This is a genomic window from Alphaproteobacteria bacterium, from assembly GCA_030680745.1.
GTDB lineage: Bacteria > Pseudomonadota > Alphaproteobacteria > JAUXUR01 > JAUXUR01 > JAUXUR01.
In genome coordinates this window covers 1-24,913 of sequence record JAUXUR010000078.1, presented here as the reverse complement: position 1 = coordinate 24,913, position 24,913 = coordinate 1, and the positions used below count along the sequence as shown (strand labels likewise).

At 35.4% G+C, this 24,913-nt stretch carries 16 protein-coding genes; 7 read left to right on the top strand and 9 right to left on the bottom strand.

The genetic code is table 11. The annotated features are described in order from the left end of the window. Positions 1–158: 158 nt before the first annotated feature. The 4 genes from dnaE to Q8L85_09660 all read left to right on the top strand — a co-directional run bounded on the left by dnaE (position 159) and on the right by Q8L85_09660 (position 8,028). Positions 159–3,674, top strand: a complete 3,516-nt coding sequence (gene dnaE / locus Q8L85_09675) for a DNA polymerase III subunit alpha (GenBank protein ID MDP1724954.1) — start codon at positions 159–161, stop codon at positions 3,672–3,674. Between the two features lie 57 nt (positions 3,675–3,731). Continuing rightward, entirely contained in the window at positions 3,732–4,544 is an 813-nt protein-coding gene (locus Q8L85_09670; protein ID MDP1724953.1) for a hypothetical protein, read from the top strand. Between the two features lie 215 nt (positions 4,545–4,759). Next, a complete protein-coding gene (locus Q8L85_09665; protein ID MDP1724952.1) occupies positions 4,760–7,414 on the top strand; it encodes a hypothetical protein in 2,655 nt (884 codons plus the stop codon). Positions 7,415–7,554: 140 nt separating this feature from the next. Further along, positions 7,555–8,028: a hypothetical protein gene (locus tag Q8L85_09660; GenBank protein MDP1724951.1), complete on the top strand. Its 474-nt coding sequence runs from the start codon at positions 7,555–7,557 to the stop codon at positions 8,026–8,028. A 21-nt stretch (positions 8,029–8,049) separates the two neighbouring features. Here the strand turns inward: Q8L85_09660 and lpdA are convergent, their stop codons facing one another. The 6 genes from lpdA to Q8L85_09630 form a co-directional block, all read right to left on the bottom strand. Then, positions 8,050–9,447 (bottom strand): dihydrolipoyl dehydrogenase, encoded by a 1,398-nt coding sequence (gene lpdA, locus Q8L85_09655; GenBank protein MDP1724950.1) that lies wholly within the window; start codon positions 9,445–9,447, stop codon positions 8,050–8,052. 291 nt (positions 9,448–9,738) lie between these two features. Then, entirely contained in the window at positions 9,739–10,998 is a 1,260-nt protein-coding gene (odhB, locus tag Q8L85_09650) for a 2-oxoglutarate dehydrogenase complex dihydrolipoyllysine-residue succinyltransferase (GenBank protein MDP1724949.1), read from the bottom strand. A 1-nt stretch (position 10,999) separates the two neighbouring features. Then, positions 11,000–13,873, bottom strand: a complete 2,874-nt coding sequence (locus Q8L85_09645) for a 2-oxoglutarate dehydrogenase E1 component (protein MDP1724948.1) — start codon at positions 13,871–13,873, stop codon at positions 11,000–11,002. 313 nt (positions 13,874–14,186) lie between these two features. Continuing rightward, positions 14,187–15,143, bottom strand: coding sequence for a hypothetical protein (locus Q8L85_09640; protein MDP1724947.1), 957 nt, complete (start codon positions 15,141–15,143; stop codon positions 14,187–14,189). A gap of 152 nt (positions 15,144–15,295) precedes the next feature. Continuing rightward, complete coding sequence (locus tag Q8L85_09635) at positions 15,296–16,750, bottom strand: hypothetical protein (protein ID MDP1724946.1); 1,455 nt, start codon at positions 16,748–16,750, stop codon at positions 15,296–15,298. Between the two features lie 5 nt (positions 16,751–16,755). Further along, positions 16,756–16,884 (bottom strand): hypothetical protein, encoded by a 129-nt coding sequence (locus Q8L85_09630; GenBank protein ID MDP1724945.1) that lies wholly within the window; start codon positions 16,882–16,884, stop codon positions 16,756–16,758. Positions 16,885–17,305: 421 nt separating this feature from the next. Between Q8L85_09630 and trkA the strand changes: the two genes are divergently transcribed. From trkA to Q8L85_09615, 3 genes are all read left to right on the top strand, one after another. After that, on the top strand, positions 17,306–18,682 hold the full coding sequence (trkA, locus tag Q8L85_09625) for a Trk system potassium transporter TrkA (protein MDP1724944.1): 1,377 nt from the start codon (positions 17,306–17,308) through the stop codon (positions 18,680–18,682). A gap of 156 nt (positions 18,683–18,838) precedes the next feature. Beyond that, complete coding sequence (locus tag Q8L85_09620) at positions 18,839–19,714, top strand: D-amino-acid transaminase (GenBank protein MDP1724943.1); 876 nt, start codon at positions 18,839–18,841, stop codon at positions 19,712–19,714. Between the two features lie 119 nt (positions 19,715–19,833). Continuing rightward, positions 19,834–22,524: a hypothetical protein gene (locus tag Q8L85_09615; protein ID MDP1724942.1), complete on the top strand. Its 2,691-nt coding sequence runs from the start codon at positions 19,834–19,836 to the stop codon at positions 22,522–22,524. A gap of 214 nt (positions 22,525–22,738) precedes the next feature. On the opposite strand, the gene Q8L85_09610 is transcribed toward Q8L85_09615, so the two are convergent. The 3 genes from Q8L85_09610 to Q8L85_09600 all read right to left on the bottom strand — a co-directional run bounded on the left by Q8L85_09610 (position 22,739) and on the right by Q8L85_09600 (position 24,810). Then, the gene (locus Q8L85_09610; protein ID MDP1724941.1) at positions 22,739–23,551 is read right to left on the bottom strand and encodes a TIGR00282 family metallophosphoesterase; all 813 of its coding nucleotides are present in this window, start codon (positions 23,549–23,551) and stop codon (positions 22,739–22,741) included. Continuing rightward, positions 23,529–24,119, bottom strand: coding sequence for a 5-formyltetrahydrofolate cyclo-ligase (locus Q8L85_09605; GenBank protein ID MDP1724940.1), 591 nt, complete (start codon positions 24,117–24,119; stop codon positions 23,529–23,531). The genes Q8L85_09610 and Q8L85_09605 overlap by 23 nt, the downstream gene beginning before the upstream one ends. Positions 24,120–24,432: 313 nt before the next feature. After that, positions 24,433–24,810, bottom strand: coding sequence for a cell division protein ZapA (locus Q8L85_09600; GenBank protein MDP1724939.1), 378 nt, complete (start codon positions 24,808–24,810; stop codon positions 24,433–24,435). Positions 24,811–24,913: the final 103 nt, after the last annotated feature.

The following is a 24,913-nucleotide window of genomic DNA, read 5'->3' as shown; positions in this document are numbered from 1 at the left end:
GTAGCTCAAAAAAAATACGGCAATACAATACAACTACCATCGCTTAAATGTTTTCATAAGATGGCGGCTATTTTACACCTCTTTTCCTTGTTTATATACGCTCAAGTTGCTAAACTACCTCAGTTCAAAGCCCTATAGACCTTGAAGTTGCAAAAATTATGAGTTCATCTTTTATCCATCTCCGCGTTCATTCAGCCTATTCTTTGTTGGAAGGTGCGCTTAAAATCCCTAAACTAGTTGATTTGTGCCAGAAATTTGAAATGCCGGCGGTGGGATTAACGGATCGAAATAATTTATTCGGGGCGATGGAATTTGCCTATGCTGCCAAAGATGCGGGTGTGCAGCCAATTTTTGGCATTACACTGGATCTTGAAACACCCATTAAACGTAGTGATGCGCATTTTATAAAAGTTGCAGATCTTAACGAAAGACACTTATCGCAAATTGTTCTTTTGGCCCAAAACGAATTGGGTTATCAAAACCTTATGAAATTAGCCTCGGCTGCCTATGCTAAAGTCCATAAATTAGTCTCGCCTTTTATCACCCTTAATGAATTACAAATCTATCATGAAGGTCTTATTTGCTTGTCCGGTGGTGTTAAAGGGCCTATTGGATATCTTTTGAAGGAAGGCTATAAAGATCAAGCGCACACTATTTTAACGACTTTACAACAAGCCTTTCAAAATCGTTTTTACATTGAATTACAACGTCATGAACTTCTTGATGAAATAAAAATTGAGCAAGATTTTGTCAATTTTGCGTATGATTTAAATCTGCCCCTTCTGGCCACAAATGAAGCTTATTATCCATCACGCGATCTTTATAAAGCACATGATGCATTGTTATGTATTGCACGTTCTAAAATGCAATCGGAAGATGAACCGCAATCACCAAGCCCTGAGCATTATTTTAAATCCTCTCAATCAATGGTTAGGATTTTTGAAGATCTACCGGAAGCTATTGAAAATACCCTTTATGTAGCACAACGTTGTCATTTTTTATTAAAATCTCGTAATCCTATTTTACCATCTTTTTCAGTTTTTACAGGACGCCCTGATGACGAGGAATTACGTATCCAAGTGATCGACGGTCTTAAGGAACGCTTAAAATTATTGACGTATTTGGATGGCGTTCCAGGTTCGGAAGAGCGCAAAATTGCTGAACAAATCTATTGGGCGAGGATGGAAGAAGAGCTCGGTGTCATTACCAAAACTGGTTTCCCTGGTTATTTCTTAATTGTAGCTGATTTTATTAAATGGGCGAAATTGCAAGATATTGCAGTGGGTCCAGGACGGGGATCAGGCGCTGGGTCACTTGTTGCCTGGGCATTAACAATTACAGGGCTTGATCCATTGCGTTTTGGGTTACTTTTTGAGCGTTTTCTAAATCCTGAACGCGTATCCCTACCGGATTTTGATATCGATTTTTGTCAAGAACGACGTGATGAAGTTATTGCCTATGTGCAGCAAAAATATGGCGTTGATCGTGTTGCCCAAATTATTACTTTTGGTAAATTGCAAGCGCGAATGGTTATACGCGATGTGGGTCGTGTCTTGGGCATGCCTTATCCGCAAGTGGATAAAATCTCAAAGCTTATTCCTAACAATCCAGCCAATCCAGTGACATTACAAGAAGCTATTGATGGCGAATCAGCCTTACAAGAAATGCGCGATGATGATGCAAAAGTCGCTGAATTATTAGCGATTGGTACACAGCTTGAAGGTCTTTATCGGCATGCGTCAACGCATGCCGCCGGCGTCGTGATTGGTGATCGTCCTTTAACTGAATTGGTAGCGCTTTATAAAGATCCAGATGCGTCATTGCCTGCAACGCAATTCAATATGAAGTATATTGAACAAACAGGTCTTGTGAAATTTGACTTTTTGGGCCTTAAGACGCTTTCAGTGATTCAAAAAGCTGTCAAAATAATGTCCAAATTTGGTGTAGATATTGATATTGACACTATTCCACTGGATGATCCTGCAACTTATGCCATGCTTCAACAAGGGGATACTGTCGGTATTTTCCAGATTGAAGGCGCTGGCATGCGCGATGTTGTCAGACGTGTCAAACCTGACAGGTTTGAAGATTTGATTGCTATTATTTCGCTTTACAGACCTGGTCCTATGGACAATATTCCCAAATTTATTGCCTGTAAGCATGGGGACGAAAAAGTCGTTTATTTACACCCTCTTTTAGAAAAAACACTAAAAGAGAGTTACGGCATCATGATTTATCAAGAGCAGGTCATGCAAGCCGCGCAAGATCTAGCAGGTTATACGCTCGGTGGTGCTGATTTACTCCGTCGTGCGATGGGTAAAAAAGTTAAATCTGAAATGGACGATCAGCGCAAAATTTTCGTGGATGGCGCAACTGAAAAAGGCATTAAACCAAAACAAGCAGCGCTTATTTTTGAACAAATGGCGAAATTCGCAGGCTATGGTTTTAACAAAAGCCACGCTGCGGGTTACGCGCTTATGTTATATCAAACGGCTTATTTAAAAGCGAATTATCCAGCTGCTTTTTTGGCGGCTTCCATGTCATTTGATTTGACCAATACTGATAAATTACGCGTCTTTTTTGAAGACACGAAAATGCATGATGTCAAAGTATTGCCGCCTGATGTCAATGAATCTGAAATGGATTTTAAGATCGTTCCGTACGAGGAATCCTATGCTATTCGCTATGGATTGGGCGCGCTTAAAAATGTGGGTGCCTTAATTGTAGGCAACCTTGTCGAAGAACGTTTATCCAAAGGTCCTTATAAATCTTTAGAGGATTTATTGAAACGGGTTGATACACGCGCGCTTAATCGTGGACAATTGGTTAATCTTATTCAAAGTGGTGCTTTTGATACATTATTGCCCAATAGAGCACAATTATTTCAAGCGCTTGATTATTTGATTGGATACGCGCAACAAGTTCAAAAAAGTCAAAAAACAGGGATGAAAAGCTTTTTTGATACAATTGAAATAGAATCGACCAAATTAAATCTGCCCAAAACTGCTCAATGGGTGGATATGGAGAAAATCTCCCGCGAATTCCAAGCTTTTGGTTTTTATTTCTCAAAACACCCGCTTGATACTTACGGAAACCTTTTGGACAATCAGGGGTTAATCAATAGTTTGGATTTAGCGCAATTTCCTGAAGGTAGATTAAAGCTTGCAGGCGTTATCATGGGCTATAAAGAGCGTATGACCAATGACGGTCGTAAATGGGGCATTGTGCAATTATCAGATCGTTATGGCGTCTATGAAACCAGCGTTTTTTCTGAAGTATTAACGAACTATCGAGAACTTTTTGATAAAAATCCACCCATTCCATTGATCGTAACGGTAAATGCCAAAAAAGATATAATATCTGAAGCACCCAAGGTGAATGCAGAAGGTGAGGAGCAACCTGAGCAAGACCGTGTACGATTACGGTTAAATGCGCTTGAATTTAAGCCTATCGATGAAGCAATTGTTTCTAAACGAAAATCGATTATTTTGTTATTGCGCAATATGGATGATTTTGAAGATATAAGACAATATATCGAAAATGCACGTCCTGGTAATTTAACAGTGCAATTTCAGGTAATTGTGGGCACGCAAAAAATAACGATTGATTTAGCGCGACGTATCCACTTAGGCATGGATGTGATTAATAGTTTGGCACCGTATTTTTTAGCGTGAGAATCTATTTTATTTAGTGTAAAATTAGTAATAGGTGCTTTATACGAGGAGAAAATCATGCGTTTGTTCTTTATTTTCTTTTTTTTCACTTCAAATATTATTAATTGTGCAGCTGAGGAGGTAAAATCTCTAGAAAATTCTGTAAATTTAAACTCTCCATTAAGTCAAATGGTATTTTCAGCGGATAAATATGCTTATGGACAAACAGAACTTGGACAGAAAGATATAAAAGCTGCGTATCAAGAAGCTGAAAATCTTCTTAAAAAAGTGATTGAATCAAATCAATCATTTGAAAAAAATTTAGCTTTAATAACATTGGCTCAATATCATAAAGATGGAAAAACAGTGTTGAGCTTGACTGATAAAGCTGCAGCCTTTAAGGAAGCTGAAAAATATTTTAAAATTGCGTTGGAAAATATTAAAGATCCTGAATATAAATATACTGCTTTGGGTGAGTTGGCAATGTTGCATCAAATGGGTCACACAGAAATTGGGCAAAAAGACAAAATTGCAGGACTAAAGGAAGCTGAAAGAATTTATAAGATTCTTGCAGAACAAAATGAATATATACCTTCTAAATATACAGGTTTAGGATTGCTTATTAGCATGCAAGGAAATGGTGAAACTGAATTAAGTCGTCAAAACACAATAGAGGGATATAAAGAAGCTGAAAAATTCATGAATATAATAATCCTTCATAAAGATTTTGATATATGGAAAACTTCAGCTATTTCGCAACTTGCACAGTTTCATTATCAGGGGAAATCTGAATTAAGCAGAAAAGATAGATCTGCTTCTTTCAAAGAAGCTGAAAGATTGTGGAAATTAGAAAGTGAACTACAAGATGAATTACGTAAAGAGTATGATTAAGGAAATGTCTAAATTATTTAATGATGATTGTTGGTGCATAAAAAATTACGATTGATTTAGCGCAACGCATTCATTTAGATATGGATGTTATTAATAGTTTTGTGCCGTATTTTTATATAGCTATAGATTATCTTGATCAAGTAAATAGTGTGTGATATTTTTCATAACTTCTAGTTTAGATTTTAATAATAAACAAAGCCTTGGACACAAACTCAATGAAAATAGTCTGCATCCTTTTTTTTATTATTTTTTCAATTTCAAAAAATAGCGTTGCAGCACCTCTAAACCTCAAAGATTATGAGGCCTATATCAGTGAAAATCGAATTCATTGGCCAGAAAATTATACGCATCGATGTGCTCACGATGAATGGCGTATTGATAGATTTAAAAAACTTTTTATTGAAGATCCTGATACAGCTTTAAAAAACTATTTAGAAAAATTATGCACATATTGGGCACGCACAGATTCTTTTTATCTCATTCCACATCATATTGAAACTTTTATTATCTTTAAAAATTGCTTTGAAAAAGCTTTTCAGGATCAGCCCGAACAACTTGAAAAACTTAACATTAGCGTTAAGACAACAATCGAAAATCTTAAAGAAAATCACTTGGCTCATTACTTAAAAACGCTCATAGATTATCCAGATCTAATATGTCTCGCAGGAAGCATAGAGTTTGATATTGAGCAATTATTTAAATTGACAATTGAAACAGCTGTCGAAAGAAAAGACGATCAGCCTATTAAATATTTGTTAGAATTATTAACGGATGAAAAAATAGTGCTTCCAAACAAAGATCAATATATAGATATGTTAATAAAGTATCTTCCCTTGCTCATTGAAAAAAAACCTGAATTATATTGGAAAGTTAAGCCTCTTCTTAAGTTAGAACAAGCGAAAAACAGCATTGAAAATCCTATTCTTAACGCTTTTATTGACGGAATTATTCTTCGTCGACAAGACTATTTTGATTTCAATACTGCTTTAAAAGATATTTTTAATCCTATACAAGAGTCTATTAATTATGTGATTAAGCATCCTCAGAACATACAGTTTTTCTATGAAAAATTTAAAGCCGTCAAGACACCTTTGTTATTACGTTATTTATGGAATGGTCTGATCAATAATTCCAACGTATCTTACGCAGATCAAAATACAAATCTTCTTTATCAACAGCTACGAGATTATTTTCAAATTAACCTAACCTCTGAAAAACAAAATATTTTAGAAAATTTTTGGTTTATATATCTTGTTGAAATTCAAAAACTTTCAAAAATTCAAAAAATTAACCTCCCTGAAACGATCAACAATAATGATTGTGATAAAATTAAAGAATTGTTGTTTTCTTTTATTGTTCCCACAGAATCAGGCTCTTCTGTTGAACACATTAAGACTGAATTATCAACGATCACATACGATCTTTTTAAGATAAAACTGCACGATAATGATCGAGATTTTAGAAAAAAACTTTTTGACATCCTGTTGCATTTTACTGCTTCTTCTGCATACGAACAACAAACCCTATCACCTCAATCTTTGTATCTTTTCTTTAGAGATACAGCTGACGTTCCTTTTGCTGGCTTCTATACTTTAAATATACAATTGTGGGATAAACTTGAAAGCGAATTTGTTTCTTCACAAGAAATACCTTTAAAGCAACGCTTTAATGCCGTTAAAAAAAGAATTAATTTTTTAACAGAACAAAAAAATACATCATTATGGGATGCATGGATAGAAAATATACATAATCTCCATCTTGATCCCTTACTTACTTCATATGCTGATAATATGTATGAAGCTTATCATGCTGAATCTTCTTTTGAAAAATGTTCAGCACTTCGTAACAATATCGAACTCCAAGAACAATATCCTGATTTAATTATTATGTCCGAATGGAATTCCAACCCCAATAATCTTTATCAGGCCTATTCAACAAAACTTACTAAGGAGCTAAACAACGTAAATGCCCAGGTCATTGATCAACTACAACATTGCAAAATAGATGCTGATGCAAATGCTCTATATGGGATTGAACTCGATGCTTTGAATGGTAATAGATTTAATTTTTATGCTTGTCATTTAAAAGATGGTTTTGCACATTGGTTTATGAAATTCGATACAAATGATATTTCAATCGAATCTGAAGAGGATATTTATAAACGTTTTCAATATTGTTTTGATCAAAAAAATATCTACGTACTTTTAATGAAGAATCAATCTTTTGAATTATTTATTATTAATAAAAAAACAGGTGAAATTGAATTTTCAAAAAAAATTAACCTTCCACCAGTTTCGTTAAAGCATATGAATGTAAATAATGACGTTTTGTTTATTACGCAGGAAACACACGATTTTGCGGATTTAAAAAAATCGTTTTTAACTTTATTAAATATCACTGAAGATATATCAAATGAAGAATCTTATTATCAAATCAATCAAAAAATTCAAGAAGATACATCTTGTTTAAATTTTCCTGACTGCAAGATCTATAATAATTATTTGGTCCTATATAGCAAGTTATCCACTTTTATTGATGAGAGTGCAGCATTTAGAGTTTATACTAAAAATGGTTTTTTAGTGGATATAAATGTACCTCTTATAAAGGTAAATGATGAAATTATGTGGTATATTATTGATGACATGTTTATCTATAAAAAAACAACCGAGAAGAATGAATGCATTTATAGATATATTCATTTAAAAAAGAAAAATAAAATAGAATTTAATTTTGAAAATCATCCTCTTTTTAATCAAGAAATCGATAAAGGCCCTGAAATAAAGTCTCATATTGTTAATAATGCCTCTAGAAATTGCATTTATTTAAATGAAAGACAAAAAATTAAAATAATAGATTTGCTGAAGGAATAATAAATTAATTGATACCATATTTTCTAGCTTAAGCTCAACGCTCCACCTAATTCTTTGTTTAATATATATATTGCAATTCATATTTTATTAATGTTTTTTTCCTATAATAAAATTATACACAAATTAGGAGAGATTAAGCCATGAAAACATGTACCCTTATTATCGCTTTTGCTGGCATTATATTAGCGCCTTTGGTATATGCAAGTGATCCTATTGCTATTAAAAAACAGCAACTCATCCAAAGACAATTAATGCTTCAAAATCAAATGCAAGTTAAAACGCAAAAAATTGCTCAAAAAACAGTTCAACCGCAAATAAACCCTGTTAAAGTTGCAGCACAAACGCAAGCAAAACCGCAAGTGCAGACGCAACAAGCACAAATGAAATCCGTTAAAATTGCAGCACAGACGCAAGACAAACAGCAAGTGGCAACGCAACAACCGCAAATGAAGCCCATTAAAGCTGTATCACAAGCGCAACCTCAACAGAGTCAACAAAAGAAAATTGATCTTTCAGCTTTTGCTATATTACCCATGCAGGCTTGGAAAGAAGAACTTAAAGTACCCTCGACATCAAACGAAGGAATTGAAATTATACCTTATGCTGTTAACTAAAAGAATGTATAGTTAGAATACTTAAATATGAATAGCACGTCCATCAACAGCTAAAGCTGCTTCTTTAAAAGCTTCATTCAACGTCGGATGTGCGTGACAGGTGCGCGCAATATCTTCGCTACTTGCACCATATTCTATGGCTAAAACGGCCTCAGCGATAATGGTGCCCGCTTCTGGTCCTATGATATGCACACCTAAAACACGATCCGAATCGCGATGGGCAAGTATTTTAACAAAACCATCTGATTCACCCATTGCACGCGCTCGACTATTTGCAGAAAGTGGAAATTTACCAACCTTATAAGGAATTTGATCCGCTTTTAATTCTTCTTCTGTTTTGCCGACTGTTGCAACTTCTGGATGTGTGTAAACAACACCAGGAATGGCGTCATAATTAATATGTGGTTTTTGACCAACCATTATTTCTGCAACGACAACGCCTTCATCCTCGGCCTTGTGCGCGAGCATGGGCCCTTTAATCACATCGCCAATAGCATAAATGGATGGATTGCTTGTTCTATATTGTGCATCAACAGGGATACGGCCACGATTATCCAGCTGGATACTAATTTTATCGAGTCCTAAACCATCCGTATAAGGCCTACGACCAATCGATACAAGTAAGACATCAGTCGATAGTTTTTCAGTTTTACCCTCAGATTCAATTTCATAAGCTACTTTATTGCCATCAATTTTAGCTGAAATAACTTTAGTGTTTAATTTAAAATCAAGTCCTTGTTTGGATAGCAAGCGTTTTAAATTCAAGCTAATTTCTTGATCCATTTGGGGACAGATGCGGTCCATAAATTCAACAATCGTGACTTTACTGCCTAATCGCGCCCAAACAGAGCCAAGCTCTAAACCAATGTAACCGCCCCCTAAAACAACCATTGATTCGGGGATTTTTGATAATGCAAGTGCGCCCGTTGACGAAATTATTTTTGTTTCATCGACTTTAATACCAGGTAAATCAATCGATTCGGATCCTGTCGCAATAAGGACTTTATCAGCTTCAATATATTGCGTTTCTTTGGTGTCGGGATGAATCAATTTGAGCTTTGTAGCAGACTCAAAAGAAACTTTTGCTTGAAATGACGTTACTTTATTTTTTTTGAATAAGAAGCTGATGCCTTTTGTTAGATCATCAACAACTTTAGTTTTACGTGCCATTAAACGATCAAGGTCAAGTTTAATGTCAGAGCATATAATACCATGATCTTGCATATGTTTTTGAGCTTGATCATATTGCGCACTCGAATGCAAAAGTGCTTTTGATGGGATACAGCCGACATTTAAACACGTACCACCTAATGTTGCACGCATATCAACACAAGCGACCTTCATGCCTAATTGAGCCGCACGAATCGCAGCCACATAACCACCAGGACCTGCACCTATCACAACCAAATCAAAACGCATTTCTAATTTCCTAATTTATAACAAGAAGATATTCGTTAAAATTCTTCCAAAACTATCAGTCTCAATTCGTTTTCCTGGACAGGTGAGAAGCGAAGCTTCGAATACAGATCCAGGATCCAGACAAAAATACATGCTCGAAGAGCATGACTCATTTAGAATATCGTGTGATCTTTGATCACAAATGTTATCTGGACCCTGGATCTCTGTTCGAGCCCTTTGGGCTCAACAGGTCCAGGGAAACAATTTGGGTTAAGACATTGTTAATTTCTAAGAGGTCTAGTTAACAATTGATCAAACACCCAATAACATCCGTTGCGGATCTTCAATATTTTCTTTCACCCGCACTAAAAACGTTACCGCTTCTTTACCATCAATCACACGATGATCATAAGATAATGCAATATACATCATAGGACGAATAACAATTTGATCATTCACAACAATCGGTCGTTTTTCGGTTTTATGCATGCCTAAAATGCCTGATTGGGGGGGATTCAAAATAGGCGTCGACATTAAGGATCCATAGACCCCGCCATTGGAAATGGTAAACGTTCCACCTTGAAGCTCTTCAAGTCTAAGTTTGCCTTCTTTAGCGCGTGCGCCAAAATCGCCAATTTGTTTTTCAATCTCGGCCAAATTCATTTGATCCGCATTTCGAATCACAGGGACCACAAGACCTTGTGCCGTACCGACTGCAACGCTTATATCATAGTAATTTTTATAGACAAGTTCATCGCCTTCGATTGAGGCATTCACCGCTGGAATTTCTTTTAACGCTTGGATAGCGGCTTTCACGAAAAAACCCATAAATCCGAGTTTCACGCCATAACGTTTTTCAAAAGGCGCTTTATAGGATTCGCGCAAACTCATAATAGCGCTCATATCAATTTCATTAAACGTTGTTAAAATAGCTGCTGTATTTTGTGCTGATTTAAGACGTTCTGCAATTTTTTGACGTAAACGTGACATACGAACACGCTCTTCACTGCGACCAGCAGCGGTCGAAACAGCTGGCATTGCAACAGGCGTTGCTGCTATTTCAGGTTTCGCATTTAAAAATGAAATCACATCGCCTTTTGTCAGACGTCCATCTTTTCCTGTGCCCGTAATATCTTTTGGATTCACTTGATTTTCATCAACCCATTTACGTGTTGCAGGTGATAAAGGCAAATCTTGTTGCGCCTTAGCTGGTTGTGCTTGAGCAGAAGCAGATTGCTTCGTTGAACTGGGAGGTGCTTCATCTTTAGCAGGTGTTTCTCTCGGCGCTATTTCTGTTGCAAGTCGTTCTTTTGAAGATGCTTCTTTACCAGCTTGGCCTTCATTTATTTTACCAATAATGGCGCCCACTTTAACACTTGCACCAACGGCTGCTATAATTTCTGTGAGTGCTCCTGCTTTAGGCGCATTGATTTCAAGCGTTACTTTATCGGTTTCAAGTTCGACGATGGGCTCATCTTGCTTCACGGAATCCCCAACATTTTTAAGCCATTTGGCAATCGTTGCTTCAGAAACAGATTCGCCTAAGGATGGAATTTTAATGTCTATGCTCATTTTATTTTCCTGATACATCGTCTTTTAAGCCAAGGGCTTGTTTAACCAATAGTTTTTGTTGCTCGATATGTATTTTTTCACGTCCTGCGGCAGTCGATGCTGATTCGGCACGACCCACATAAATAGGTCTAAGTGATTGATGCTGAATAGATGATAATACTTCTTCCAGACGCCTATCAACAAAAAACCATGCGCCCATATTTTTAGGTTCTTCCTGACACCAAATCATTTCAGCATTGGGGTATAATTTGAATGCTTCTTTTAATTGATCTTCCGGGAATGGATATAATTGTTCAAGGCGTAAAATTGCTACATTTTTCAATCCTGACGCACGTCTTTGTTGAATTAAATCGTAGTAAACTTTACCACTACATAGAACAATGCGATTTACTTTTGAAGGAATATCAATGTCATCTGTTTCACCAATGACGGGCTTGAAAGAAGTTTTTTCAGCCAAATCTGCTAAAGTTGATTGCGCTAAATCTAATCGCAATAAAGATTTTGGTGTCATGACAATAAGAGGTTTACGATAATTTCGTTTTAATTGACGTCTTAAAACGTGAAAGTAACTTGCAGGCGTTGTGCAATTGACAACTTGCATATTGTTTTCAGCACAAAGTTGTAAATAACGCTCTAAACGTGCTGAAGAATGTTCTGGGCCTTGGCCTTCATAACCATGCGGCAACAACATCACAAGCCCTGACATACGTAACCATTTGCTTTCGGCCGAGGAAATAAATTGATCAATAATAACCTGCGCTCCATTGGCAAAATCACCAAACTGGCCTTCCCATAAAACAAGATGATCAGGTTGCGTTATAGAATATCCATATTCAAAACCGAGTACCGCAAATTCTGAAAGGGGGCTATCATAGACTTCAAAACGTGATTGCTTTTCATTTATATTATTGAGCGGGATATATTTTTTCTCATTTTCTTGATCATAAAGAATAGCATGACGATGTGAAAAAGTACCGCGTCCTGAATCCTGACCACTTAAACGAATAATGTGACCTTCTAATAGCAAGCTTCCAAAAGCAAGCGCTTCGCCCATTGCCCAATCAATATGCGCGCCTGTTTCCATCATAGCTTTTTTAGCTTGCATCAAACGCGTCAATTTAGGATTGATGTTAAAATCGTCGGGGACAAAAGCTAATTTTGTACCAATTTCTTTGAGTGTATTAAGATTGACGCCTGTGATGGTGTCATCTTTCTGACCATTAGCAGCTGTTAAATGAGACCATTGTCCTTGCAACCATTCAGCTTTGTCGGGTGCATAATTTTGAGCCGCCTGATAATCAGCTTCAAGCTTAGCTAAAAACTCTTGTGTTTTTTCTTGAACCAATTCATCAGACAAAACAAATTCTGCTTTCAACCTATCTTCATAGATAGCTTTAACAGAAGGCTGCTTACGAATAATGGCATACATTAAAGGTTGCGTGAAAGCTGGCTCATCGCTTTCATTATGTCCATAACGCCTGTAGCAGAACATATCCAAAATAATGTCAGATTTAAATTTTTGACGATATTCAAGAGCCAAACGTGTTGCTTTGAAAACCATTTCAGGGTCGTCACCATTCACATGAATGATAGGTGCTTGGGCTCCTTTTGCAACATCCGATGGATAAGGTGTTGAACGCGAAAATTTTGGTTTTGTTGTAAAACCAATTTGATTATTGATAATAAAATGAAGTGTGCCGTCTGTTTTATACCCTTCAAGTTCAGACAAACAAAGTGTTTCTGAAACAATGCCTTGGCCTGCAAAAGCCGCATCTCCATGAAGAAGAATCCCTAATGCTTTATTGGTTTCTTGTGGATAATCTTGCTGGATTGCACGTACTTTTCCAACCACCACCGGATCAACGGCCTCTAAATGCGACGGATTAGGTGTTAAAGATAGATGCACCTTATTACCGTTTATCACGCGATCAGCACTAGCACCCAAATGATATTTAACATCACCTGACCCTTGAACATCATTGGGATTAACGGATCCTCCCTGGAATTGTGAAAACAACGATGTGTAAGATTTACGTATTGTATTGGTAAGAACATTTAAACGGCCGCGATGCGCCATTCCAATCACAATTTCTTCAATACCGATACGACTTGCATAGGCAATTGTTTCTTCAAGGGCAGGAATCATAGCTTCCCCTCCTTCAAGCCCAAAACGTTTGGTGCCGACATATTTAACATGTAAAAAACGCTCAAAACTTTCGGCTTCCAAAAGTTCCTTATAAATCTTTAATTTATCATCATTGGGAAGTTTTGCTTGAAAACGACCTGATTCAATTTCGGTTTGAAGCCAATTGCGTTTATCCAAATCTTGAATATGCATAAATTCAAAACCAATATTACTGGCATAAATGGCATTAAGGCGTTCTAAAATATCGTTGGGACTTGCTTGTTCAAAGCCTAAAAGGCCTGCAACATAAATGGATTTACCCATATCTTCTGGTGTAAACCCATAAGCTACAGGATCTAGATCCGGATGATGATTTATTTTTTCTTGTTTAAGTGGGTCTAAATCTGCATTTAAATGACCACGCACCCGATAAGATCTGATAAGTGTCAGAAGACGAATAAGATTTTGTGTTTGATATGGTGTTAGATCTTCTGATTTGGATGGTTTTGCCCCTTTTTCAGGACGTTGAATCGGTTTTTCAATATCGCTTATAAAAGGTAATTTTTCACCCCAGCTTGCGCCTTTAAGCTCTTTTTCAATGGATTGAGAATCATCTTTTAGATGATCAAAATATATGCGCCAACTTGAATCCACATTATTAGGATTCTGCAAATATTTAAGATATAGATCACTTATAAAATCAGCATTTTGATTATATAAAAAAGATGTTTCATCCAAAAAACTTGTCATTTGGTCCCTGCTTTTCTCATTGGTCTGAATTTTTGAAAAATGCTATATGTTTTGTATGAAGTCTAACATTTTTTTATAAAAAATTCACCCCATATGACATAAAAAATTTAATTTTATTTATGAAGGATTGCTGTGAGTCAAAGAGAGTTAAAAAAAGAAAATCGCCCTCTTTTTCAAAAGGGCGATTGTACTATAGTCAAATAATTTTAAATTCAGACAAGGAATGACGCGTGATGTGTAGTCTCTTCCTACATGAGCAAGGAATGACGATGCATCAATTTGAAGTTATTTGACTATAACGTTAGATAAAGCTCTAATCAAGCTCAGGCGGGACAGGAAATTCTTCTTCATCTGATTGCTGAGAAGATGAAACATCACCAATATCATCATCTTCTTCTGGTGGCGCAAGGTCTGCCAAAGCGCCTGCGCCCATATTCTTTGCCTTTTGCATAAATTTGACGGCAGCAATGTAGAAATCAATACCTTGAAGCTGCTGAAGATCGTTATATTCATTCTTTAATGTTGGAATCTCATCAATGATTGATCTAAGATCTTCAATTGTTTGTGCTATTGATTTCTTTTGTGCAGCCTTTATTTTTAACCCAATTGCTTCATTTAAATCTAATTCTAATTGGGACGCAATATCATATATTGCCCAAAGATTATCACTATGCGTCAGAAGATCTGCCAATTGACCATATCTTTCTGTAAATTCAATATGATCACTTACCATTGGACCTATATTGGTTACCATTAATTTAATAAAATGTTTTAAATCTGCATTCGCCTGAACAGATTGAATGGTATCTTTATTTTTCGTATAATTTTCAATTAAAATAGCTTTGACTCGATTTTCTTCAGTTGGTATTTTTGGATCTATTGTTTGCTTTGTAATAGGAAATCCATCCCAAGTCGTCTTTGCAGCAATTGCTGCAGCAGGTATCCAAAAAAGTGCATTACTTAAACTTAAAGCTGAAGATCCTGCGTAAACGCCCCCTAAATACTTCGCATTATTAAAAGCTGCTTTAAGATTCAAGCGATACATGTAAACACGTGTTGGACTCTCATCATGCACTTTAACTTTTATAGATTGGTGCGGATCAACATAATACCATTTTTTATCTTCAGAGATAAAAGATAGCATATACCATGTATGACTTACATATAATTTTATAGGATGATCTGATTCGTTTTGCACAAGAACATCAAGTGCCTGCGCGCTTGCAGACAAAGCTAAAAAAGAAACGAGGGTTAATAAAAATTTTCTCATTATAAAACTCCAATAAATATTTTGTTTGTAATTTAATTTTAGTCAAAATCAATTAATAAAAAGTTAACGTACTACTTATAATTTAATATGTCAAAAAAAAAGCCTCCAGGTTAACTGAAGGCCTCTTTTTGTTTCAACACGAAGAATCGAATTTACTTAGATCCGTACCACCAAGCGATAATTTTATCAGTGAAATTCGGCTCTACCTCTTCATCATAACCAGGCTCTGCATCATAAATATTATGGCCAAATGTAGGAAGATCTTCGACAAGATTCTCTGCTACTTCAGCAACAGTTGAAACAATGTCTTTACCTGTTTCAACAACTTTTTCTAAATTTTTGACAGCATTACCAAAAATGTTTTTAACAGATTCACCGAAACCTGATGCGATATTCCCAAAGGACGATTGAATACCTTCAACAACTTTGCTCATTGAAACAATTGTAGAAGCGTCACGGCCAATAATTTCCCATTCACCATCTGTACTTGTGACGAGTTTGCCATAGGCATTGTCATAGTCTGTAGATGTTGCTTGTAAAAAATTAGGAAGTATTTTTTGCAACATTTGTGACGCAAAATTTGAAGATCTATTTTCTAGATCTGCTTTACGTGCATCATAACCAACTAACCACTGAACGATACTTTTTGAATATGTGTCATCAGAATTAAGTTCATTGTCAGCTTTTAAGCTTAACAAAGCGATCACACCATAAGATGGATTAAGTAATGTTGCACCAAATCCTACTGCAGTTTGAGTTGCTGTTTCAGCAATATTTAAAGCTTTTTCAGCAAGCTCTGCTGCGGCAAGGTTAGCAACTGTACCAACAATTTTTTCAACTGTTTCGTTAAAGTTTACTTTAAATAAAGAAACGTAATGGTTTACGGCTTGCTCTAACATACCTAGATCTTCAGAGGAAGAATCAACAGCAATAGTTGTACCGTCAATTTCTACTGAAGTCGCATCAGTTGAATTCTTAACATTCATTAATTGTGTGATTTGAGCTTCTTCTTCCGGTGTAACAACCATGTTATTGCTTGTAATAAGATCTAAAATTTTTGATTCTGCAAGTCCCATAGCAGCCCCAACAGCCTTAAGGGTTGCAGCTTTAATTTTTTTACCTAATGCATATTGTACAGTTTGGCTTGCAATTGTTTTATTCAATAAAGTTAGTTTGAAAAAACGATTTTCAAGGAAATTCCATAATGCTTTTTGACCAGGTATATATGGTACCAATGTATTTAAATCGACGCCAAATTTAGCGGCAAAATTACGTAAAAAGTTTGCATTATCATTATAGATATGGCCGATGACATTACCTTCAGCATCTTCAACATGAACACCATTTTGCTTGTAGACAAGATCATAAAGCAATCTGTCAACTTTTTTGTCGACAAGCTTCACAGTGTATTTGCCCATTAAATCAACGGCTTTTGATTGAAGATAAGATCTTGCTTTGTCTTTAGTCGCAGTTGAAAGATGGCTAATATTTTCGCTTGCCCAATTATAAACTGTATTATAAGTGCTTGTAGCGTATTCCGAAATATGGCTACTTTCATATGCTTGATAGGCTGCATTATATGTTGTTTGAGCAACATCTTTTGCCATGCCTGCTAATTGACCAGCATAGCAGCAGTATTAGCATAGCTAGTTGCACTATTATACCAATCTGATAAACCTGCATTTGCTGTAAAAGTTGGACTTGCTAAAAGAAGCATAAAAGAGAGTGATAGTTTTTTCATTTTGAAACTCCATAAAAATAAACTTTAATAAAATAGTATTCATAAATTTAAGGATGATAACTCAAAAACCTCCAAGAAATATTTGGATTTAATCTTAAATCAACATCTTTGTTCGTCAATATAATAAAAGTATACATTAACGCAACACAATATGTCAACATATATTTCATAAAATGTTGTGAGCGAGCAAATTCCAACATCTTTGCGATATATTTTTCCTATACCCAAATGATTTGGAAATGCCGATTTTTGAGTCTGAGATTTGAGGTGATTTTTGATGCTGAAAATTTTAACAGATAATTGTTTTACCTTAGAAATTTTTGGTTCAAAAAGCGACCAAAGATCATCGGCTAAAAACGGTAGTTTCGGATTATTTGGGTATATGATATAATTAGTCATTGATTATTTTTCAGAGGGTTCAATGAAAATTATTGTCTGCGGTGGTGGACAGGTTGGATATGGTATTGTTCGTTACCTCGCCTCTGGTGATGCTGATATCGTTTTAATAGATACCGACGCAACTCAAATTAAACGCGCAACAGACCGACTTGATGTTAAAGGCATTGTAGGCAATGCGGCACTTCCCAATATCTTGGAAGAAGCTGGCGCTAAAGATGCCGACATTTTAATTGCTGTGACGCAATTTGATGAAGTAAATCTTATTGCTTGCCAAATTGGTGGGACGCTCTTTGGTATCCCTACGAAAATTGCGCGCATACGCGATCAAAATTATAGATCCCCCAAATGGGCAGAACTTTTTGAACAACATTATTTAACAGTGGATAAAGTAATTTCACCTGAAGCTGAAATTGCCAATATTCTTTTACAATTAAGCCAAATTTCAGGGATTTTTGATTATATTCCTATTACGGAACCTAAAGTTAAATTATTAGGCGTGATTTGCACGGATGATACACCGATTATTCATACCCCTTTAAGACAATTAGGTGAACTTTTTCCTTACCTTAATTTTAATATTATAGCTATTTTTCGAGACAAAGAAGCCTTTATTCCCAAAGGTAAAGACCAATTATTACCTGACGATAAAGTATATTTTTTAGTTGAAACCGATAAAGTACAACGCGCTTTGTCCGCTTTTGGATATGAGGAAACACACAGCAAAAGACTCATCATTTCAGGCGGTGGCAAAATTGGACTAAGCCTTGCAAAACAATTAAAGCAAGATTTACCCAAATTGTCGTTTACAATGGTTGAAAAGAAAAGAGAAATTGCTTTACAAATCGTTGAAGAATTGCAGGATAAAATTGTTCTTTTCGGTGATATTTTAGAACCTGATTTCTTTAAAGAACTCAATCTCGATGGAGATGAGACCTTTATGGCCTTAACAAATAGCAATGAAACCAACATATTAGCGTCATCTCTTGCCAAATATCATGGGTGCAAAAGAACCATAAGCCTTGTTACCTCGCAAAATTATGACCCTATTATTAGGCCGCTTTCCATTGATGCTGTTGTGCAGCCTAATTTGGTAACCATTTCATCAATTTTAAAACATGTAAGACGTGGTAAAATTCAAGCTGTTCATAGTTTGCGTGAAGAATTTGGAGAAATTATCGAAGCCCATTTACTTGAAACCTCTAGACTTATCGGCCCTCCTTTTAGTGAGATTCAATTACCAAAGGGCATTATGATCGCCTGCATCATTCGAGAAAATAAGGTTATTTTCCCTAATGATCGCACTATTTTAGAATCAAACGATTATCTAATTGTTATTGCAGAAAAGGCACAAATTAAAAAAGCGGAGAAACTTTTTACCGTTGGTCTGGACTATTTTTAACTGTCCAGATTATGGGCAAATTCGTCGTCAGAACTGCGCTTCCGGTACTCATGTACAAAGAAGTACACTCCGTTCTGGTTCTCGTTCTTTCTAGACTTTACCTCATAATCTAGACAGTTAGAGAAAAAACCAAAATACAACTCAAGGAGAAATTATATGTCGCGTATTGCTTATGTTAACGGTCACTATCTTCCGCATGCACATGCGAGCGTACATATAGAAGATCGTGGCTATCAATTCGCCGATGGTGTTTATGAAGTCGTAGCACTTTATAAGGGCATTATTCTAGATGAAATCGGCCATCTTGAGCGTTTAGAACGTTCATTAAATGCATTACGCATTACTCCCCCTGTAACGCTTCCTGTTTTACGTTTATTGATTCGCGAAATACAAAGACGTAATTTGCTTCAAACAGGTCTGATTTATTTACAAATAACGCGTGGTGTTGCAACTCGTTTTCATCCTTTTCCTGATCCGCCTGTTCCCTCTTCACTGATTATAACGGCCAAGCATATGAAGCTTCCTAATGATGCTGTTGTGCAAAAAGGTGTTTCAGTCATCACAATACCTGAAATGCGTTGGCCACGATGCGATATAAAATCGATTTCATTACTCCCTAATATTCTTGCCAAACAAGAAGCGATTGACAAAGGAGCCTATGAATCATGGTTTTTAGACGCAGAAGGATTTGTAACGGAAGGGACGGCCACCAACGCCTGGATTGTAAATGAAAAAGGTTATATTCAGACAAGACCAACAAATGAAAACATATTAAGCGGCATAACACGTAAAACAATTATCGATATGGCAAAGGATCTTGGCATTCCTTTTGTTGAAAAACCATTCAACACTCATGACGCAGAACATGCCCAAGAAGCATTTATTACCAGTGCTACAAATTATGTGATGCCTGTCACAATAATTAACAAAAAACCAATAGGTAAAGGTATTGCAGGACAAATTACGCTTCAATTGCGGCATGCTTATTTGAATTATGTTGTTTCTAAAAGTACTCAAAAGAAAATTTCTTAAGATTCTTCTTTTCAAGATATACAATATATTATAATTTTTTTATATTTTTAATAAGATTGACTTTATTTTTAGAATGAATTATAAACCAATATGAAATTTTCTGTTGATTATGGTGTGTTATGAAAAAAGTTGCCTTTAGTATTATATTTATTTTTTCTTTTCAATTTATGAAGCCTAATCAACAAATTTATGCAACAATTCTTTCGAATACAAACGTAACATCAAATTATATTGATCTTCCTCTATCTTGTAATACTTATTCCCAGAAAAATGCATTTCATCAAATTGATACTGACGTCCCATTTTCTAAACAAACTGTGCCTTATTTTAAACCTTTACTTGAAAATTCTCTTTCATCACCTATTCTTGAAACTTCTACAATTTCTGAATATAAAGCTATTTTAGAACTTGGTTATTCTATTAAAGAATCCGAAAAAAAATATAATGATATATACTTAAAACCTTTATGCACTCAAGAAAAAATAAAGCAAATTTATACAGATATTTCAAATACGCTCAATCATTTAAAAAATGAAAAAGATCCATGGGATATCCCTCTCCCTGCTTTTGGCGATTTAGCAGCACACCTTTACAAAGCTTTTGAGCAAGATTGTTCATTTGTTTTTCAGCATAAAATGAATGAATTTTTAAATAATTCAAAAAATCAAAACATAACATCCTATGCATGGTTTTTGAAATTTATGTCACTTTGCGCTGTTTCTACTTCTTGGTATCCACAAAATTCAAGCAAAATTTCAAATTTAGCATCTAGCCCAGAAGGATTATATCAAAAATACGTATCCCTTTCATTTGATCCCCTTAAATACGTCCTAGAAATTGAATCTCATGAAGCTAACCCTTATGCCATGATCGGGTCCTTAAATTATTTAATAAAACGTTTCCCTGACATCATTATTTTACCCAATCCTTTTAATTGGGTAACACCCTTAGAAAAACGCATTGATACTATCCATCCTATTCTTTTTCCTAAAACAAAAATTTTTATTGAAAATAGCTTAAAACAACCTGATCAAATTTTTTACGAACAATTACTAAAAATTGCAACATTAGATGTTTTGAATGAACCTGCTCAAGAAACGCTTTCATCTTTAACAGACGATGAGCCTTACGCAGACGATACAATTAATCAAATTGAAATCTATAATAACAAACATATCTTTAAACTTTCTACTCTTATTCAAGAAGCTGAAAAAACGGATGAAAGTGGGTTTTTAAAAACCTCTGTTCCAAAAGATGAGATATTTAGAATTTATAATAATATATCAGATTCTTTTCAATATTTAACAGATCATGAAAAACCTTGGGATATACCCCTTTCTGAATTTTATGATTTGGCTCGTCTATTTTTAAATAGAATTTCAAATGATACTAAATCTGTTGATTTAATGGATAATAAATATTTTGCGCTTCAAAAAGCAGAAAAATTTTTAGAAGAGTCATTTAAAAATAATTTAATAACATATCGTTGGTTTTTAAAATTTTCAGGCCTTTGCGCAGCGATTATGACGATAGGTTATAAAGATAGTGCTTATATTAAAGATACAGATAATGTATATTCCTATCAGCAATTTTTAATGAATTCATATGTTGATTCTAACTATGATCCACAAACTTATTTTGATTGTGTGGATAAAACGGGATCACCTGTCACGCATGAATTAGGATCATTGAATGCGATGGCAGCGCTTTTTCCAGAAATCGTTATCATCCCTTTTCCTTTTGATTTAACGGATGTGGATATATTTTTAAATTTTCCTGGTAAAAATAAGCATGTTTGGTTTGCAGGTTTTGCGCATAAACCAGTTACCGCAGATGAATTTAACATGAACCCGCATCTTTTTTTCTATCATGATATTCTGCATTTAGCTTCTATAAGACAAGCTTTACAATCCACCAATAAGTGCTTACCAAAAACTATTTATCCAGAATATTTAAATGATTTTTCATGTAAAATTATTGAAGATGCACAAAAAGATCGCGTTTCATTGCTTTTTGATGTATTAGAATTATCTCAACAATTTTTAGTTGATTTCATGTTAAATCCAGCAAATGATATCGATATAAAACAGATGTATGGGTTTTTTAGTTTTTTAATTTTTCATGAAAATAATGTTAGTATAACAAGTAAATTTCATAGTATTTTCAATCCGTCCTTTCTTTTGAGCACTAAGATAAGAAACAAAGAAATTTATTCTTCTTTAGATTATTATGGATCTCTTTTGCCTGCAAAAATTTTGGAAGATATAAAATCAAATAATTGGTCAACATATGATCTTTTAGTTGATAATTTTTATAAAGAATTTCATTTATATTTACAAACACATAATCCTGTTTTGTGGGAAAAAAGACAATCCTTTTTTGAAAAGGAGTATTTATTTTTTTCAGTTGGACAATCAAAAGGGGTAGAGGGATGTTTTTATTATAATCCGTCTATTTATTATACCGATTATTATGAACATGTTATTCGTCCATTATTAAGTAAAAACACTGCTTTTGATAATCGTTTTGAAATGTTTTATAAAGAATTTAGCATTCGTGAAAAGGATTTTAAAAATTTACCTTCAATAGCAATCTTTTATAATTTTTCTGGAAATCCTTTTAAAGCAGCTTTTGATCCTAAAATAAAATCAATGGATATTTTTACAAATCAATCTAAAGAAGAAATACTTCAAAACAAAGAAAAAATAGCCCAAATGTATAAAGATACGCTTCCATCTAGAGAAGATGAGTATCCATTGCCTAATATTCGTTATTTTGGTTCGGATCGTTTGCCTGTACAGATTCATTGAATAGAAGTATTTTAAAAAATCCTCCTAATAAAGTATAGTGTTTTCGCTTTAGGTTAAGAGCAGGCATGAGGAACGAAGGATAGTCTTTTCCTACATGAAAGGTGTTTGACGCTCTATTAACCCAAATAGAACCTAATATATTAACGCTCGACCCATTCTTCTATTTGCTTTTGACGCATTTTAACAATGGGTGATATTGGCATATTATAAGTTATTATTTCATACTTGTTTGGCTTAATATCCCACCAAGTCTAATGGGTGTAATAGAGGTTGCAAGGCCTGTTTGATCATTGGTATCAATCATCACGCCTGAAAGCGTCCCCTCACCTTCACAAGGCTGAAGCGCACCTAATCTCATTTTTTTGGTGAAACGCATAATCGCTTCCGCTTTACCCATACCGACCACGGAATCGTAATCACCACACATACCAGCATCTGTTTGATAAGCTGTACCTTTTGGCAGTATACGATGATCTGCAGTCGGTACATGTGTATGCGTACCAATGACGGCCGAAACGCGACCGTCTAAATAATAGCCAAAAGCCATTTTTTCTGATGATGCTTCGCCATGAAGATCCACAAAAATAGCATTGATGGAGGATCCTAAACGGTATTTTTCAAGCAATGTCATTGTGCGTTCAAATGGATCATCAAGTGCATCCATAAAAAGACGGCACATCGCGTTAATCACAAGAATTTTGCGACCATCAGGTAATTTATACTCAATAAAGCCCTTACCTGGGACAGCTTTAGGATAATTAATAGGACGAATAAGGTTTGGTACTTTATCCATATAAGGAATGATTTCTGATTTATCCCACATATGATTGCCTGATGTTATAACATGCACACCAAAACTAAAAATTTCATCGGTAATTTTAGGCGTCAAACCAAAACCATGAGCAGCATTTTCACCATTAGCGATGACGACATCGATTTTATGTTTTTGTTTTAAACTGGAAAGATGTTTTGAAACAGCCTGACGTCCTGAACGACCAACAATATCACCGCAAAAAAGAATTCTCATTAAATTTTATCACTTCCTTTTCAGTCACCATAAAATCCAATCTTTCGTCATGCGTTTCATGAAAAACGGATGGAACTTCTTGGGCTGCAAAACCAATACCTATGGCTAGAATATCTTCTATTTTACGACATTTTTCAAGTGTTCTGTCATAATGACCTTTCCCATAACCCAAACGATGCCCTTGTCGATCAAAACCGAGTAACGGCACGAGCCAAATTGTCGGATTAACTTTTGGCGCATCGGGCGGAATCGTCATTGTACCAAAGGTGCCTTTAACAAGATGAGAAGATTCTGACCAAACACCAAATTCAAGTGCACCATTCGGCGTAATAATACGCGGTAAACACAAAATATGATTTTGCTGTCGCAAGGCTTCTGCCAAAGGCAATACATTTAATTCGCTATTGATTGGCCAATAGGCTGCAATTACCTGAGGCGTTTTAAATTTAAAATAATCTAGAAATAAATCACGGATTTTAAAAGGTGCCGTTTCACCTATTTGTTTTGACGCAATTTCACGTTTGATTTTTAATTTTTCACGTAGAGCAAGCTTTGATCTCTTTAATATAGAACAAACTCCTTGTACTCAATCGGTTTCATAATGTGGGTAGAAAGATGAGTGGTGAGGCACGCAGAGTGTATCCCTTCATACATGAGCATGACGAATCCCGAAATCTGACGCCCTCCACAGTTTGAAACAGGAAGGGTACATTTTGGTGGCCCCGTTTTTGCCGTTGGTAAGAAAATCCTCATGCGGCCAAGGTTAAAAAGGGTGCCATATATCAATACCAAAATACTGACAGGGACAGCGCCCAAAGCTAGAGTATCGCCCCTGGGATAATAACCGCCTATCGAACAACACAGCAGCCACCATTACTATCTTAGCGCTGTTGGATGTTTTCCGCAATGTTTTCCATGCGTGATGCTAACATTTCGACTGCTTTTAAAAAATTGGGATCAGTAAGACGCGGATCTGTTGGCTTTTCATCCATTGAAGGCTGTATATGCACTTGTTTTTCTTGTAATTTTTGTTCCAAATTTTCATTTTCGTTTAACGTGTCACGCAATTCATCGGCAATTAAAAGTGAAACCATCACCATTAAATGAAGATCGTTGATCTTGCCTGAAAAATTCTTCGTTAATTCTTTTGCTTTTTCATCAACATAAAAAGCGAGCTCTTTAATTCTATCTTCCTCACCAACATTACAATGAATGGGGAAGCTACGACCATTGATGGTAATTGTTACTCTGCCGCTCATGTCAATCCTTCTATCATTTGCTCAAGCTTAAGCTGTAAACTTGCTAATTTTGCGTCAGTATAGCTGATCTTTTCATAAAAGCTACGATTTTGAGCCTCAGCTA

What these genes read in the sequence shown, in the direction of transcription:
- dnaE (MDP1724954.1), top strand. Translation starts at nt 159, where the DNA reads ATGAGTTCATCTTTTATCCATCTCCGCGTTCATTCAGCCTATTCTTTG.
- Q8L85_09670 (MDP1724953.1), top strand. Translation starts at nt 3,732, where the DNA reads ATGCGTTTGTTCTTTATTTTCTTTTTTTTCACTTCAAATATTATTAAT.
- Q8L85_09665 (MDP1724952.1), top strand. Translation starts at nt 4,760, where the DNA reads ATGAAAATAGTCTGCATCCTTTTTTTTATTATTTTTTCAATTTCAAAA.
- Q8L85_09660 (MDP1724951.1), top strand. Translation starts at nt 7,555, where the DNA reads ATGAAAACATGTACCCTTATTATCGCTTTTGCTGGCATTATATTAGCG.
- lpdA (MDP1724950.1), bottom strand. Translation starts at nt 9,447, where the DNA reads ATGCGTTTTGATTTGGTTGTGATAGGTGCAGGTCCTGGTGGTTATGTG.
- odhB (MDP1724949.1), bottom strand. Translation starts at nt 10,998, where the DNA reads ATGAGCATAGACATTAAAATTCCATCCTTAGGCGAATCTGTTTCTGAA.
- Q8L85_09645 (MDP1724948.1), bottom strand. Translation starts at nt 13,873, where the DNA reads ATGACAAGTTTTTTGGATGAAACATCTTTTTTATATAATCAAAATGCT.
- Q8L85_09640 (MDP1724947.1), bottom strand. Translation starts at nt 15,143, where the DNA reads ATGAGAAAATTTTTATTAACCCTCGTTTCTTTTTTAGCTTTGTCTGCA.
- Q8L85_09635 (MDP1724946.1), bottom strand. Translation starts at nt 16,750, where the DNA reads ATGGCAAAAGATGTTGCTCAAACAACATATAATGCAGCCTATCAAGCA.
- Q8L85_09630 (MDP1724945.1), bottom strand. Translation starts at nt 16,884, where the DNA reads ATGAAAAAACTATCACTCTCTTTTATGCTTCTTTTAGCAAGTCCAACT.
- trkA (MDP1724944.1), top strand. Translation starts at nt 17,306, where the DNA reads ATGAAAATTATTGTCTGCGGTGGTGGACAGGTTGGATATGGTATTGTT.
- Q8L85_09620 (MDP1724943.1), top strand. Translation starts at nt 18,839, where the DNA reads ATGTCGCGTATTGCTTATGTTAACGGTCACTATCTTCCGCATGCACAT.
- Q8L85_09615 (MDP1724942.1), top strand. Translation starts at nt 19,834, where the DNA reads ATGAAAAAAGTTGCCTTTAGTATTATATTTATTTTTTCTTTTCAATTT.
- Q8L85_09610 (MDP1724941.1), bottom strand. Translation starts at nt 23,551, where the DNA reads ATGAGAATTCTTTTTTGCGGTGATATTGTTGGTCGTTCAGGACGTCAG.
- Q8L85_09600 (MDP1724939.1), bottom strand. Translation starts at nt 24,810, where the DNA reads ATGAGCGGCAGAGTAACAATTACCATCAATGGTCGTAGCTTCCCCATT.